The organism is Bradyrhizobium sp. MI1.7 (genome assembly GCF_055811795.1).
In genome coordinates, this window is sequence record NZ_JBVVPO010000075.1 from 1 (window position 1) to 14,062 (window position 14,062).

The 14,062-nt window shown below is 63.7% G+C and carries 13 protein-coding genes; 7 read left to right on the top strand and 6 right to left on the bottom strand.

The genetic code is table 11. The features are described from left to right. Positions 1 to 916: 916 nt before the first annotated feature. From AC0L3X_RS39380 to AC0L3X_RS39405, 6 genes are read right to left on the bottom strand one after another with little or no spacing between them, the layout of a single operon-like run. Positions 917 to 2,221 (bottom strand): LLM class flavin-dependent oxidoreductase, encoded by a 1,305-nt coding sequence (locus AC0L3X_RS39380; RefSeq protein WP_231144546.1) that lies wholly within the window; start codon positions 2,219 to 2,221, stop codon positions 917 to 919. Between the two features lie 4 nt (positions 2,222 to 2,225). Beyond that, the gene (locus AC0L3X_RS39385) at positions 2,226 to 2,984 is read right to left on the bottom strand and encodes an ABC transporter permease (RefSeq protein WP_063984127.1); all 759 of its coding nucleotides are present in this window, start codon (positions 2,982 to 2,984) and stop codon (positions 2,226 to 2,228) included. Beyond that, complete coding sequence (locus AC0L3X_RS39390; protein WP_063984126.1) at positions 2,981 to 3,796, bottom strand: ABC transporter permease; 816 nt, start codon at positions 3,794 to 3,796, stop codon at positions 2,981 to 2,983. Before AC0L3X_RS39390 ends, AC0L3X_RS39385 begins: the two co-directional genes overlap by 4 nt. Beyond that, positions 3,793 to 4,809, bottom strand: coding sequence for an ABC transporter substrate-binding protein (locus AC0L3X_RS39395; RefSeq protein WP_063986486.1), 1,017 nt, complete (start codon positions 4,807 to 4,809; stop codon positions 3,793 to 3,795). Before AC0L3X_RS39395 ends, AC0L3X_RS39390 begins: the two co-directional genes overlap by 4 nt. A gap of 23 nt (positions 4,810 to 4,832) precedes the next feature. Further along, positions 4,833 to 5,618: a class II aldolase/adducin family protein gene (locus AC0L3X_RS39400; protein WP_084795200.1), complete on the bottom strand. Its 786-nt coding sequence runs from the start codon at positions 5,616 to 5,618 to the stop codon at positions 4,833 to 4,835. Continuing rightward, positions 5,615 to 6,469: an ABC transporter ATP-binding protein gene (locus AC0L3X_RS39405; protein WP_473317314.1), complete on the bottom strand. Its 855-nt coding sequence runs from the start codon at positions 6,467 to 6,469 to the stop codon at positions 5,615 to 5,617. The genes AC0L3X_RS39400 and AC0L3X_RS39405 overlap by 4 nt, the downstream gene beginning before the upstream one ends. A 228-nt stretch (positions 6,470 to 6,697) precedes the next feature. Between AC0L3X_RS39405 and AC0L3X_RS39410 the strand changes: the two genes are divergently transcribed. The 7 genes from AC0L3X_RS39410 (at position 6,698) to AC0L3X_RS39440 (ending at position 14,041) form a co-directional block, all read left to right on the top strand. Beyond that, complete coding sequence (locus AC0L3X_RS39410) at positions 6,698 to 7,411, top strand: GntR family transcriptional regulator (protein WP_063984125.1); 714 nt, start codon at positions 6,698 to 6,700, stop codon at positions 7,409 to 7,411. A gap of 68 nt (positions 7,412 to 7,479) precedes the next feature. Next, positions 7,480 to 8,259 carry an SDR family oxidoreductase gene (locus tag AC0L3X_RS39415; RefSeq protein WP_063984124.1) on the top strand — a complete coding sequence of 260 codons (780 nt, stop codon included), beginning with the start codon at positions 7,480 to 7,482 and terminating at the stop codon, positions 8,257 to 8,259. A gap of 7 nt (positions 8,260 to 8,266) precedes the next feature. Beyond that, the gene (locus AC0L3X_RS39420; RefSeq protein WP_063984123.1) at positions 8,267 to 9,412 is read left to right on the top strand and encodes a pyridoxal phosphate-dependent aminotransferase; all 1,146 of its coding nucleotides are present in this window, start codon (positions 8,267 to 8,269) and stop codon (positions 9,410 to 9,412) included. An 11-nt stretch (positions 9,413 to 9,423) separates the two neighbouring features. Next, complete coding sequence (locus AC0L3X_RS39425; protein ID WP_063986483.1) at positions 9,424 to 10,305, top strand: alpha/beta fold hydrolase; 882 nt, start codon at positions 9,424 to 9,426, stop codon at positions 10,303 to 10,305. A 3-nt stretch (positions 10,306 to 10,308) separates the two neighbouring features. Continuing rightward, entirely contained in the window at positions 10,309 to 11,562 is a 1,254-nt protein-coding gene (locus AC0L3X_RS39430; protein ID WP_063984122.1) for a Zn-dependent hydrolase, read from the top strand. A gap of 8 nt (positions 11,563 to 11,570) precedes the next feature. Continuing rightward, entirely contained in the window at positions 11,571 to 12,101 is a 531-nt protein-coding gene (locus tag AC0L3X_RS39435) for a flavin reductase (RefSeq protein WP_063984121.1), read from the top strand. Positions 12,102 to 12,856: 755 nt separating this feature from the next. Further along, a complete protein-coding gene (locus AC0L3X_RS39440; protein ID WP_085404134.1) occupies positions 12,857 to 14,041 on the top strand; it encodes an ABC transporter substrate-binding protein in 1,185 nt (394 codons plus the stop codon). Positions 14,042 to 14,062: the final 21 nt, after the last annotated feature.

A 14,062-nucleotide genomic window follows, 5' to 3' on the forward strand; every position in this document is an offset into this window, starting at 1 on the left:
TTGTCGTGCGGACGCTGAAAGGCTTAGGGCCGGGCCCTTATTTTGGTGAAGCCCGCTGAAACAGCCCGCATCAGGCTGGTCGAAAAGCACTCGTTTTAAAGAGTTTTCCCAGTTTCAGCGTGTTTCACCGAACGCCAAAATATAGACGTGTGGTCCTGGCCGTCGTTGCAAGCTCTTGCGGAGGCGACAATCGCGTCAACCGGCGCGATGCCGGTGAATTTCGCTGGGGCGAGGGAGGCCAGAAGGAACTCGGCTCCCGGGAGAGCGCGGCATAAGCCGTCCGACCACTGCGCAGGGAAGGCTGTGTGTTGGGCTTCACCTGTATGCTGCTGTGCGGTTCTTCCTGCGTGTCCTTTCGCGCAGCGGACCGCGGGTGCCAGCCGGCACCGACCTTCCCTGCGCCCTCTTGACTGAGAGGGCAGGCGGAGATGCAAAGCTCGGGAGAAATCCGCCGCGAGAACGCGGGGTGTGTGTCTCATTCGCGCCAGGATACAGCTAGCCTGCTTCCCTGTGGTCATACGTGCGGCTACCTCCGTCGGCCGGTTGCCAAGCACGTTCTCGTGGCGGATCCCCAAAAAAGCTGCCAGGCGTCGATGCAAGGCTAGCGACGGAGCGCGGACTAGCTATTTGATGAAGCTTTCTCTGATTTGCGCCGTTCGTCTGAAGCTAGCTCAAACTTGCCCATGATGGATTGGAACGAGACCCCAAGTTTTTCAATTGGTTAGAAGCCGGTGTGTGCACGACGTGTGCACCGATAGACCAAGAAAAATCCTTTGAAGGCCAGTGTGGGTCGATATCTTGTATTGATATGACTCCGCAGAAGTTGCGCGTCTGGCCCAAGAGGAAAGCGCAAGTAGGTCGCGGGAATGGATCCTACGCAACCTTGGTGCGGAAGGTCTGCGATCTGCATCGAACTCTAGGGCTCGAAGAACGCATTCCCGGGCCTCTGCAGGCCGAGGTGATCGCGCAATGTTGTGCCTTCATACTCAGCGCGGAACAGACCGCGTTCCTGCAGAAGAGGAACCACGAGCTGGACGAAATCCTCGAACCCTTCGTGGAAATAGGGCGGCATGACGTTGAAGCCGTCGGCGGCGTGTTCCTCGAACCAGAGCTGTAGCGTGTCGGCGATGCGCTCGGCGGAGCCGCACAGCACCCAATGGCCGCGGGCGGCGGCGGTGAGATTGTAGAGGTCGCGCAGCGTCATGTTCTCGCGGCGGCCCTTGGCGAGCATGACGCTGGCGAAGCTGTGATAGCTGTCGGACGGCGAGATGTCCGGGATCGGTCCGTCGAGATCGTAGGCCGACATGTCCTGGCCGAAGCGGTCGGACAGGATGGCGAGTGCGTTGCTGCCGCTGACAAAGCTCTGGAGCACGTTGAGCTTCTCGAACGCCTCCTTGTCGGTGCGCCCGACGACGGGCATCACGCCCGGCAGCACCGTGACATCCTCCGGCCTGCGGTCGAACGCCGGCAGCCGCGTCTTCAGCGAGGCATAGCCGGCCTTGGCTTCCTCGATGTCCTGCACCACCGAGAACACGATATCGGCGGTCCGCGCGGCAAGCGCTTGGCCGGCCTCGGAGCCGCCGGCTTGCAGCACGACGGGGCGGCCTTGCGGGCTGCGGCCGATGTTGAGCGGGCCCTTCACCTTGAAGAACGCGCCGTCATGGTCGATCGCGCGCAGCTTCGCCGGATCAATGTAGACGCCGCTGGTGCGGTCGGCGACAATGGCGTCGTCCGCCCAGCCGTCCCACAGGCCTTTGACCACGTCCAGGAACTCGCCGGCCATCTCGTAGCGGCGAGCGTGGTCGGGATGGGTGGTGCCGAAATTCGCCGCCGTTGCCGGATTGGCGGTCGTCACCGCGTTCCACGCCGCGCGGCCTTTCGAGATGTGATCGAGGGATGCAAAAACGCGCGCGACCGAGAATGGATCGCTGTAGGTGGTGGAGACGGTCGCGCCGAGGCCGATGTGGCTGGTCGAGGTCGCGAGTGCGGCCAGCATGGTCAGCGGCTCAAGCCGCAGCGTGTAGGAGGGATGGGCGGCCGCATCGGCATAGAGATTGTCGCCCATGAAGATCAGGTCGAACTTGCCATGCTCGGCAGTGCGGCCGATCTGCTGGATCGAGGCAAAGTCCTGGAAGCTGTCGACCGCGCCGGGATAGCGCCAGCCCGCGACATGACTGCCGGTGCCCAGGATGAACAGGCCGAGATGCATCTGTCGTTTCATGGCGTCATGTCCAGAACAGGATCTTGCGTTCGAGGAAGCCGATCAGGCCGAAGAAGGCGAGGCTCGCGGCGGACGCCACGAAGATCGCCGCCCAGACCTGGACGAAGTCGATCTGGAGCACGGCCTGGTAGATCACCCAGCCGAGCCCGCCATGCGCGCCGAGCATTTCGGTGACGATCGCAACAATCACGCTGCGCACCGTGGAGACGCGCATGCCGGCCAGCAGCAGCGGCAACGCGGTCGGCAGGCGCAGGCGCCACAGCACGCCGAAGCGACTGGCGCCAAAGCTCTTCATGAGGTCGACGGCGCGACGATCGACCCGGTCGAGCCCGGCCAGCATCGAGAGCAGGATGGTGAAGCTCACCGCCATCGCCACCATCACGATCTTCGAGCTGACGCCGATGCCGAACCAGAGCAGGATCAGCGGCGAATAGCCGACCACCGGTACCGAATTGATCGCCGTTGCGAGCGGCAGGATCGCGGTTCGCAGAGCCGGTGCCAGTGCGATGGCGACGGCGAGGCCGATCCCGATCAGGCAGCCGAGCCCGTAACCGACCAGCGCTTCGAGCAGGGTGTAGCCGGCGGCGTCGATGAGCGTTGCCCGCTTGGACCAGAGGCCCGCGAGGATGTCGCTGACGGCGGGGAGAACATAGGCCGGCAGATGCAGTCCGCGCGCGGCGCCTTCCCAGCATGCGACCAGGAGGACGGCACCCAGAATGCCGCGCTGGACGGCGAGCGAGGGTGAGGCAAGGGCGCGGCTCATTGCTCGGCGTTCCAGAACACGAGCCGGCGCTCGACCGCGGCGACCACCGCATAGAACCCGGTTCCGAGCAGGGCCGCAGCCAGCAGGGCAGCCCAGATCGCAACGACATTTTCGGTGAACATCGCCTGGAGCAGCAGCACGCCGAGCCCCGTGGTGTCGCCGAACCATTCGCCGACGATGGCGCCGACGAGACTCAGCGATGCGGCAAGGCGCAACGCCACGAAGATCTGCGGCAGTGCTGTCGGAAGCTGTAAACGAAGCAGGAGCTGGCGATTGGAGGCGCCGAAGCTGCGCATCAGGTCGACTTGCCTGGGATCGACGGTCTCGAGGCCCAGCAGCGTGTTCACCGTCACCGGAAAGAAGGTCAGGTAGAACGCGATGATCGCCTTGGCGAGCAGTGTGTTGCCGAACCACAGCACCACCAGCGCGCCGAAGGCGATGACCGGAATGGTCTGCGACACCACGAAAATCGGAAAGATCATCTCGCGCAGCGCGCGGACGCGGAAAAACGCGACACCCATGAGCACGCCGAACGCGCCGCCGGAGGCAAAGCCGATCAGCGTCTCCGCGAGCGTACGCAGGAAACCGTCGACATAGGCGCGCGGCGTCGCCGCCATCGCCGTCAGGATCGTGCTGAGGCGCGGCAGGTAATAGGGCCGGATGCCGAACAGCAGCACCGCGCCTTCCCAGATCATTGCCGCGATGGCGAGCCCGACCAGCAGCCGGATCAGCTTGCGCAGCGAATCCGGCATTGCGATCGACCGCGCAGCCGCGCGGCCATCACCAAGCGATGTGGCGGCAGGACTGCTCACGGTAGCCGGTCCGCCGCCGGGATGCTCTGGATGAAGCTTGCATCATAGGCGGCGGCGAGATCGACCGGCTTGGAGATCACGCCATATTTCAGGAAGAAGTCGTGAGCGGTCTTCACCGCATCGGCATCGATCCAGAACATGCCGTTCTTTGCCGCCGTGCCAGCGGTCATCAGGCGCTTCACTTCGGTGAGCATGAATTCCTGCTGCGCGCGATCGAGGGTAGGGGCTGCGGCCATCACGGTATCGACGGCGCCCTTGGGGTCTGCGAAGGCGTCCTTCCAGCCCATCAGCGACGCCCGCAGGAAGGCCTTGACCAGCTCCGGCTTCTCCTTGGCGGTCGCTTCGGCCACGATCAGCGTGTCGCGCGGGAAGGTGATGCCGTAGTCCTCGGCGACGAAGATCTTCAGGCTATCCTTCGGCATGCGCGACTGGATGCTGTAGTACTCGTTGTAATAGGTCGCCGTGATGACGTCGACGTTGCCGTCGACGAACGGCGTGACCGAAACCTGCTGCGGCTGGATCTTCAATTCATCCGGCTTGATGCCTTCCTTGGCCAGCATGCCGTTGAGCACATGGTTGGCGCCGGTGAACCAGGTGGTGACCGTCTTGCCCTTGAAATCCTGAATCGTCTTCACCGGCCCGTCCTTGCGGGTGACGAAGATGAAGGGGGTGATCTGGTGCGATACGCCGATGCAGACGATCGGCAGCCCCTTGTCGCGCGCCGCGAACACGCTGTCGGTGCCGCCGGACAGGCCGAACGAATCGGCGCCGGTCGCGACAAGGTTTTCGGTCAGCAGGTTGGGCCCGCCGGGATTGATGGTGAGGTCGATGCCCTCGGCCTTGTAATAGCCCTTGGCCGCCGCGACGTAAAAGCCGGCGAACTGCGCCTGCGGCAGCCATTTCAACCGCAGGCTCGCCTTCTGCAAGTCGGCTGCGGGCGCAGCCGTGACAAGCGAGCCGGTCGCCAGTGCGATGGCGGAGAGGACGGAGATGGCGTGGCGTCGGCTCAACATGGTCATACTCCAGGCGGTGAAAATCAATTGCGATAGGATGGATCGGTGCGGTCGAGCTGGCGCATCAGCGCCGGCCATTCGCGTTCGCCGGGCACGAGGATGTCGCCCTGCAATTCCCAGAACTGACGCGCGGCCTTCTGGCAGACCTCGTGCGGCGGCATTACCAGCTTGGCGCCGGCAGCAGCCGCCGCCTGCATCTGGAGCTGGATCCGCGCGGCACGCTCGAAATAATAAAGCAGCATGAAAGCCTCGCCCGGCGTCCGGCCGACGGTGAGGATGCCGTGGTTGCGCATCAGCATCACCTTGTGCGGGCCGAGATCGCGCACCAGGCGGACCTGCTCGTCGAGGTCGATGGCGACGCCTTCGTAGTCGTGGAAGGCCTGGCGGTCGTAGAAGCGCATCGCGAACTGGCTGAGCGGCAACAGGCCCTTCTCCTGTCCGGAAACCGCGACGCTCGCGTCGGAATGGGTGTGCAGCACGCAGGCCGCGTCGTGGTTCGAGGTGTGAATCGCCGCATGGATGACGAAGGCTGCGACGTTCACCGCCTGCGGCGTGTCGTCGAGCTTGTTACCCCTGGTGTCAATCTTCACCAAGCTCGACGCCGTGATCTCGTCGAACAGCAGGCCGTAGGGATTGATGAGGAACTGGTCGTCGTGGCCGGGCACGCGCAGGGAGATGTGGTTATAGATCAAATCGTCCATGCCGAGCTTGGCGACCATGCGATAGCAGGCCGCGAGCTTGATCCGAGCATCCCATTCGGCCGGTTCGATACCGCGCGGTGCGGCCTCTCTCGCTGACATCGCGGTCACGGCGTCTTCTCCTGCGCGATGGAGGATTGGAACGATTTCATGCTTTCCTCCTCGATCGCATCGAGCAGCGTGCGCTTGAGGCGCACGAATTCCTGAGAGGTGACGATCTCGGGTCGACGCGGGCGGGGAAGATCGACGACCTGTTCGAGCTTCACCGAGCCAGGACGTGCGGTCATGACCAGCACGCGGTCGCCAAGGAAGATCGCCTCGTCGACGTCGTGGGTGATGAAGAGAATGGTGCGGCGGTATTTCTGCCAGACGTCGAGCCAGCGCTGCATCATCGCCCGCGTCAGCGCGTCGAGCGCGCCGAACGGCTCGTCCAGCAGCATCAGGTCGCGCTCGAACAGGAAGGTGCGCATCAAGGCGACGCGCTGGCGCATGCCGCCCGACAATTGGTTGGGATATTGCTTCTCGAAGCCGGCGAGCCCGAACTCGGGCAACATCCTCAGCGCCTTGGCGCGCGCTTGGTCGCGCGGCATGCCTTCGACCTCGAGCGCGAGGATGGCGTTGTCCACCACGTTGCGCCAGGGGAACAGCAAATCGCGCTGCGGCATAAAGGAGACGCGGCCGAGCAGGTCGGCCGAATGGCAGCCTTCGAAGCGCAGGATGCCGCCGGCGTCCGGTTCCTCGAGGCCAGCGACGATGTTGAAGAGGGTGCTCTTGCCGCAGCCGCTTGGGCCGACGACGGTGACGAACTCGCCGGAGGCGACGCTCGCCTCAAGTCCCGAAAGCGCCGTGACGGAGCCGAAGGTCTTGTTGACCGCACGCAGTTCAAGCAGCGGCTCAGGCTTCGGGTGGGCCTGCGGGGCTTCGATGGCCGGTCCGGGATTGGGGAGGCGGGCAGCCTGCACCGGGATGTCCTTGTATAATGGAGGCGGCCATTCGCATACGAAAGCGGACCGCGTCGAAATCTCTTAGCAACTCGTGTGCCAGTGCGATTCCTGGGCAAATCCGGCATAAGACTTGCGAGATCGACAGGCGAATATGGCGGAGTTCCGCGCGCTTCCGAGAGAAAATCAGACGTTTCGCTGGAGGATGGGTGCCGTTTTGTATACTTATATTGATATCGGAGAAACATAATGGCGGATATTGGTGCACAGGTCGGAGGCAGACGCGCGAAAAACGGGCAGGAGTCCCTGGCGCCGAGCCCCGGCATGACGCTCGCCGAGAACCTGCGCCAGAAGCTCGAGGGCGCGATCGCGGCGGGTCATCTCGAGCCGGGCAGCCGGCTCGACGAACAGGAGATCGCCCAGCGCTTCGGCGTCTCGCGCACGCCGGTGCGGGAGGCGTTCCGCCTGATGGCCGCTAACAATCTGGTCGAGCTGCGCGGCCGGCAGGGGGCAACGGTCCGCAGCATCAAGGCGCAAGCGCTGATCGAGATGTTCCAGGTCATGGCGGAGCTGGAGGGGCTCTGCGCGCGGCTCGCCGCCCGGCGCGTCTCGCAGGCCTGGGGCACTGAAATTGGCGAGATTCACCAGCGGCTTGTGGCGGCGGGCGAAACCGGCGACATCGACGTCTTCTACGACATCAACCAGGAATTCCACGAAGCGATCTACGAGGCTTCGCGCAACACTTTCCTCGCCGACCAGACCCGCAAGCTGCGTAACCAGGTGGCCGCCTATCGCCGCCGGGTGACGCGGATGCCGAACCGGATCGCCGACACTGTCCGCGAGCATGAGGCGATCATGCAGGCGATCCTGGCCCATGATCCGGAGCGGGCGCACAGCACCATGCGCGACCACGTCAACCTGCTTGGCGACAACCTCCTGGACTTCCTGGCCGCCTTCGAATGACCCTTGATGTCGCTTGGTATGCAAATTGCTAGACCTTGTATATCTAGCTTGCATCCTGGAGACCCGGAGTGGACCTGAAGCTGACGAACAAGACCGCCCTGATCACCGGCGCGTCGAAAGGAATTGGACTTGCGGTGGCCGAGCTCTTCGCCGCGGAGGGGTGTCATTTGCATCTCGCCGCCCGCAACGGCGAAGCGATGCTCCAGGCCAAGCGCGACCTGGAAGCCCGCTTTGGCGTGAAGATCACCATCCACGCGCTCGACCTGTCGAGCACGGCTGCGATGGAGAAGCTCGCGGCCGAAGTCGGCGACATCGACATCCTCATCAACAATGCCGGCGACATCCCGGCCGGTTCGCTGGAGATCCTCGACGACGCCGCCTGGCGCCGCGGCTTCGATCTCAAGGTGTTCGGCTACATCACGCTGTCGCGTCTCTATTATCCGCGCATGAAGGGCAAGGACGGCGTCATCATCAACATCATCGGCAATTCCGGTGAGAACTGGGACGCCAGCTACATTGCAGGCTCCACCGGCAACGCGGCGCTGATGTCCTTCACCAAGGCGCTCGGCGGCCGCAGCCTCGATCACGGCGTCCGCGTCGTCGCGGTCAATCCGGGACCGGTTGCAACCGATCGCATGCTCAAGATCATGAAGCGCAAGGCGATCGACATGCTTGGTGACGAAGGCCGCTGGGAGGAACTGTTCGACAAATATCCGGGCAAGCGGCCCGCGACCTCGGAAGAAGTCGCCGATCTCGTCGCCTTCCTGTCTTCGCCGCGGTCCGGCTACATCACCGGCACGGTCGTGACGATCGACGGCGGCATTGCCGCGCGCGGCTCGGTGATCTGAGGCATCGATGTCGAAGCCTCAATCCACGGCACTGGTCCGCAACCGCTATTTCGACGAGCTCTCGGCGACGCCGGGGCTCTATTGGCTCGGCCAGAACACCAATCACATCGAGAGCCATCCCGCCGTGCGCGAGGCGATGCTACGCTCGATCGAGGCGGGCGAGTTCAATGCCTATGCCCCGCCGCTCGGCTTCGAGGCGTTGCGCGCCGCGATCGTCGCCGATCTCGGTGTGCCTGACGCAGAAGCGTTGGTGACCGAGGGGGGCGTCAACGCGCTGGCGATGATCTGCCGTGCGCGTTGCAAGCCCGGCACCACGCTGGTGACGACCGATCCGACCTGGAAGTGGCCGTGCCTGTTCGCGCGCCAGCAGGGCTCCGAGGTGATCGAGATTCCGATCTACGATCCCGCCTGCAACTACCGCCTGACGCCTGAGGCGTTGAAGGCGAATGTTGATGAGCGTACCGCGGTCATCTATCTCGTCGATCCCAACAATCCCCTCGGCATCCGCTACACCCGCGAGGAGATCGAGAGCTTTGCCGCGATCGCGCGCGATTGCGGTGCGCTGCTGGTGCATGACTGCACCTACCGCGACTTTGCCGACGGCCACACGCCGGCGCTCCATGTCGCCCCGAAAGGCTCGGTGGTCTCGACCAGCTTTTCGAAATGGCTCGGGCTCGCTGGCTTGCGCATCGGCGCTCTGGTCGCCGCGCCTGATCTGTTCGAGGAACTGGCGCAGACCTCCACGAGCGTGCTCGGTGCCAGCGTCATCGCCCAGCGTGCGGCGCAGGCGGGGCTTTCCGTCAAGGCCGAATGGATGAAGAAGGTGCGCAGCACCGACCGCGCCAACAAGGCGATGATCCAGGAGGCGGCGGCCACGATCGAAGGGCTGGCGCTGCCGATCATGCCCTCGCACGGAAACTTTCTGGTGCTGGAGACCATCGCGGCGGGCATCCGTCCCGAGGCGCTGGTCGAGTGCTATCGCCGGCAGGGCATCATGATCCGCCAGGGCACGTATCATACGCAGCGCTTCGGCGACCGCTTCGTCAAGATCAGCACCTCCGTGCCGCAAATGTGGGTCGAAAAACTCTGCACACTGCTGCCGGAGATGGTCGCGCAGGCGCGCATGCTCAACGATCTGCCGCCGCAATTCTAGGGACGATGCCGATGACGATGATCACAGCGAAGGACGGCGTGAAGCTGCATGTCGAAGAGGCGGGCGAGGGCACGCCGATCCTCTTTATCCACGAGTTCGGCGGCAATCACGCAAGCTGGGAGCCGCAGCTGCGCTATTTCAGCCGGCGCCACCGCTGCATCACCTACGCAGCGCGCGGCTATCCGCCGTCGGATGTGCCAGACAGCGTGGAGGCCTATTCGCAGGCGATTGCCGCTGACGATGCAATCGCCGTGCTCGACGCGCTCAAGATCAAGAAGGCGCACATCGTCGGCCTTTCCATGGGGGGCTTCTGCACGGTGCATTTCGGCCTGCGCACGCCGGAGCGCGCTTTGTCGCTCACCGTGGCCGGTGCCGGTTATGGCTGCGAGAAGGAGTTCGAGGAGTATTTTCGCGGCGTCTCGCTCGAGGTCGCCGACAATTTCGAGAAGCAGGGTGCGAAGGAATTCGCGAAGATCTACGCGCTCGGTGGGAGCCGGGTGCAGTTCCAGAACAAGGATCCGCGCGGCTGGCAGGAATTCGCCGATCTCCTCGCCACCCATTCCGATCGCGGCGCTGCCAACACTATGCGCGGTGTTCAGGCGCGGCGGCCGTCATTCTACGATCTCGAAGAAGGCCTGAAGACAATGATGGTGCCGACGCTGGTCGTCGTCGGCGACGAGGACGATCACTGCCTCCAGCCCGGCATCTTCCTGAAGAAGACCATTCCGGCCTGTGGTCTCTCGGTCTTCCCCAAGACCGGCCACACGCTCAATCTGGAAGAGCCGGCGGCGTTCAACGCGCTGCTCGCCGAGTTCATCGCCCAGGTCGAGGTCGGGCGCTGGCTGCCACGCGATCCGCGCGCGCTGCCGGGCCAGATCATGCGCACGAAGTAGTCGATGACGAGCCAGCCCCTGATCAACGCTGATCGGCTCTGGACGCGGCTGATGGCGCTCGCCGAGATCGGCGCGACGCCGGCCGGCGGGGTTAATCGTCAGGCGCTGAGCGACGGCGAGATTGCCGCATGGCGTCGCGTCATCGGCTGGGCCCGCGAGGCAGATTTGACACCGTCGACCGATGCGGCGGGCAACCTGTTCCTGACGCTGGCTGGCTGCGATCGCGCCGCGCCGCCGTTTCTCATTGGCAGTCATCTCGACAGCCAGCCGACCGGTGGCAAATTTGACGGTGCGGCCGGCGTGATGGCGGCGTTGGAGGCGGTCATCTCACTCGCGGAGCAAGGGGACGCGCCCGCGCGCGACATCATCGTGGTCGCCTGGATGAACGAGGAGGGCTCGCGCTTCGCCCCGGGGATGATGGGCTCGGAGGCCTTTACCGGCGAGCGCGACATGGACGCGATCCGCGCCGCGCGCGATGCCGACGGCGTCAGCGTCGGCGAGGCGCTCGATCGCTTCCACGAGGCTTTTCCTGTTATGCCGCACAGGCCGCTCGGTTTCGCCGCCAGTGCCTATCTCGAATTGCACATCGAGCAGGGACCGCTGCTGGAGGCGGCCGGCTGCACGATTGGGGTCGTCACCGGCATCCAGGGCAAGAAGACCTTTCAGGTGGTGGTCGAGGGTGCCGAGGGACACGCTGGCACACTGGCGCAGCGGGAGAGGCGAGATGCGCTCGCGGCCTTTGCGCGGATGGCGTCGGCGCTCCATGCGGAGATCGGCACAATCGATGCCGAGATCAAGTTCACCATCGGCCGCGTTGTCGTGGTTCCGAATGCGCCGTCGGTGGTGCCGTCACGCGTCAGCTTCAGCATCGATCTGCGTCACCCTGACAATGCGGTGCTCGATGCCGCGGGTGTGCGTATCGCGATTCTTTGCCAGGAGAACGCTGCACCTTGCATGGTCACGGTGACGCCGCTCGTCAATGCACCGTCAAACGCTTTCGATTCGCGCCTGCGGGCAAGCATCGCAGAGGCCGCGCGAGAGCAGGGGCATTCCGCCATGGAAATCCTCTCCGCCGCCGGTCACGACGCCCGTCATCTCGCAAAAATCTTTCCGGCTGCGATGATCTTCATCCCGTGCCGTGACGGTGCAAGCCATGTCGAGCACGAATGGGCCGAGCCCGATCATGTTGCCGCCGGCGCTTCCGTGCTGGCGCAGGTGCTGCGCGGGCTGGCGTTCGCGCCTGCCATCGAGACGTGAGGACGCCGATGCAGGACGTGGCCCCTCAGGACTACCGCGACGCGATGGCCTGTCTTGGTGCCGCCGTCAGCGTCGTCACGACCGACGGCAGCGCGGGCCGTGCCGGATTTACCGCGTCTGCGATTTGCAGCGTCACCGACGATCCGCCGACGCTGCTGGTCTGCATCAATCGCGCCTCCTCGGCCTATGCCAGCGTGATCGGCAACAAGGCGGTCTGCGTCAACGTGCTGTCGGCCCGGCACGAGCAATTGTCCCGGCTGTTCGGCGGCAAACTGCCCGCCGAAGAACGGTTTGCCGCGGCCGCGTGGTCGACACTCGAAACCGGTGCGCCGGTGCTAGCCGACTGCGCCGCCGCGTTCGACTGCCGGATTGCCGATATCGTCAATGTCGGCACGCATGACGTGCTGCTCTGCCGCATCGTGGCCCTGCAACGATCCGGCTGCACCGACAATCTGATCTATTTTGGCCGCGCCTATCATACGGTCGGGGTGACCGATCCAGCCGAGACTGGACCCGAATTCGCTCTTGCCCGATCCTGATGGGGCCGGCGGCTATCGCCAACCGTTCCAGCAGCCTCCATGTCCTGGAGAGAGTTCGTCACCCGAGCAAGCGTATCCCTTGCGGGGATGTATTTGCCGGCCGCGTTTTGGCCATCGCCGTTTCAGAAATGACCATCGACGTGCAAAGTCGGCACACTACGCCGTAGCCATCCGTCGACTGTTTTTTGAAGCTTGCTCTAGTTGGAGGCGTTTGGCCGAAGCTTGCTGAAATTGGCCAGTAATGGATTGGAGCGAGAGTTCAAGATTTTCAGTTAGTTAGATGGCGCCGTGTGCACGACGTGTGCACCGGGAGATCAAGAAAAATCTCATCACAGCTAACGTGATCAGGCCTTTCGATGTGGGTGGCGCCGCACCGGGGCACTGGACTGTTCGTCCGCCTGTACTGTTCGACGATTTCGGTCGAGGCGCGGAGTAGCAGAAGCGCCTTTCGCTCCGGTTCCGCGCGCGAGGCGAAAGAGGCCGTTCGGAAGCGATCACAACGCGAAACGTGATTCAAGCGGCATTTCTTAGCAGTCTCTCGCGCGCGCTGGCTGCATATCGAGCGCGGCAAATCGGCAGAACTCAGGGGCGCCATAAGAATTCGCTATGGCGGCAGACCGCAGTCGTGCTTCCCCTGTCATCGAACGTAAATCTATTTTTTACCGTCGGCCGCAGCAAAAAAATTCCCAGGGCAAGACCACAAAAGTGGGGGAGTTCGCGGACGCATTATTTTGTAGCAGCAACGGAGCGGGCAAATGACGATCTACCTAAGCCGCAGAGGATTTTGTGTCGGATCCGCTCTGATCGGACTTCAGACCGTCTCCTCCGGCGCCTTCGCCCGAAGCGAGGACGGCACCGTGAAGCTCGGTCTTGTCGCTCCGATGAGCGGTCCGAACGCCCGCTACGGCGCCTTCTCGATGCGCGGCGCCCAGATGGCTGCGAAGGAAATCAACGGCGCTGGCGGCGTCGGCGGGCGCAAGATCAACATCCTGGCCGGCGACAGCCAAGGCACCCCGGTCGAGGGTGTTTCGGCAACCCGGCGCCTCATCGATCAGGACCAGGTCGACTTCATCATTGGCGACGTCTCGAGCTCGGTAACGCTCGCGATGCAGCCGGTCGCGGAGGACGCCGGTGTGCTTCTCCTCAATGCCGCCTCGTCGAATCCGAAGATCACCTACAAGGCGGGCGTCGGCGGATTCAAATGGACCTATCGTAATTATCCGACCGACGAAAACCGCGCCCTCGTCGTGCTGCAATACGCCGCCGAGAAGAAGGGATTTACCAAATACGCCGTGCTATCGGTCGACACCGACTACGGGCGTGCGGCCATTGAGTTTACCAAGAAGTACCTGCCGCGCTTCAAGAGTCAGATCTTGACGGAAGACTATTACAAGGAAGGCGAGGTCGATTTCCGCAGCGTCCTGTCCAAGATCCGCGATTCCGGCGCCCAGGCCATCATCATGTATGGCAATGCCGATTCTACACCCATCGTCGGTCGTCAAATGATCGAAACCGGGATTGCCGGCAAGATCCCCCTGATCGGCAACGCCGAGTTCAATACAGCGAGCTCCATCAAGGCGGCGCCGAAGGCGCTCGAGGGAGCAATCGAGGCCGCGGCCTGGCTTCCGGCCTATGAGTCCGAGAAGAGCAAGGCCTTCGTCGACAAGTTCACCGCCGAGTATCGCGAAGCGCCCAACAATCACGCCTATGTGCACTGGGAGACGACGCATCTTCTGGCCAAGGCAATCGAGCAGGCACAGAGCATCGACCGCGAGAAGGTTCGTACCGCGCTCTCCAATATCCACTATGCGAGCGCGGTCGGCGAAGTCACCTTCGACGACCACAATCAGGCGCGCCTGCCGATGATCCTGCTCGAGATCGAGAACGGCAAGCCGGCCATCAAAGGAGCCTATTCGGCCGAGATCGACTATCCCAAGTAAGGCAACGGGACGGCAGACCAC

Bases quoted from the DNA above. Each gene is read 5' to 3' on its own strand.
- AC0L3X_RS39420 (WP_063984123.1), top strand. From the start codon at position 8,267: ATGTCGAAGCCTCAATCCACGGCACTGGTCCGCAACCGCTATTTCGAC.
- AC0L3X_RS39410 (WP_063984125.1), top strand. From the start codon at position 6,698: ATGGCGGATATTGGTGCACAGGTCGGAGGCAGACGCGCGAAAAACGGG.
- AC0L3X_RS39425 (WP_063986483.1), top strand. From the start codon at position 9,424: ATGACGATGATCACAGCGAAGGACGGCGTGAAGCTGCATGTCGAAGAG.
- AC0L3X_RS39435 (WP_063984121.1), top strand. From the start codon at position 11,571: ATGCAGGACGTGGCCCCTCAGGACTACCGCGACGCGATGGCCTGTCTT.
- AC0L3X_RS39395 (WP_063986486.1), bottom strand. From the start codon at position 4,809: ATGTTGAGCCGACGCCACGCCATCTCCGTCCTCTCCGCCATCGCACTG.
- AC0L3X_RS39440 (WP_085404134.1), top strand. From the start codon at position 12,857: ATGACGATCTACCTAAGCCGCAGAGGATTTTGTGTCGGATCCGCTCTG.
- AC0L3X_RS39430 (WP_063984122.1), top strand. From the start codon at position 10,309: ATGACGAGCCAGCCCCTGATCAACGCTGATCGGCTCTGGACGCGGCTG.
- AC0L3X_RS39380 (WP_231144546.1), bottom strand. From the start codon at position 2,221: ATGAAACGACAGATGCATCTCGGCCTGTTCATCCTGGGCACCGGCAGT.
- AC0L3X_RS39385 (WP_063984127.1), bottom strand. From the start codon at position 2,984: ATGAGCCGCGCCCTTGCCTCACCCTCGCTCGCCGTCCAGCGCGGCATT.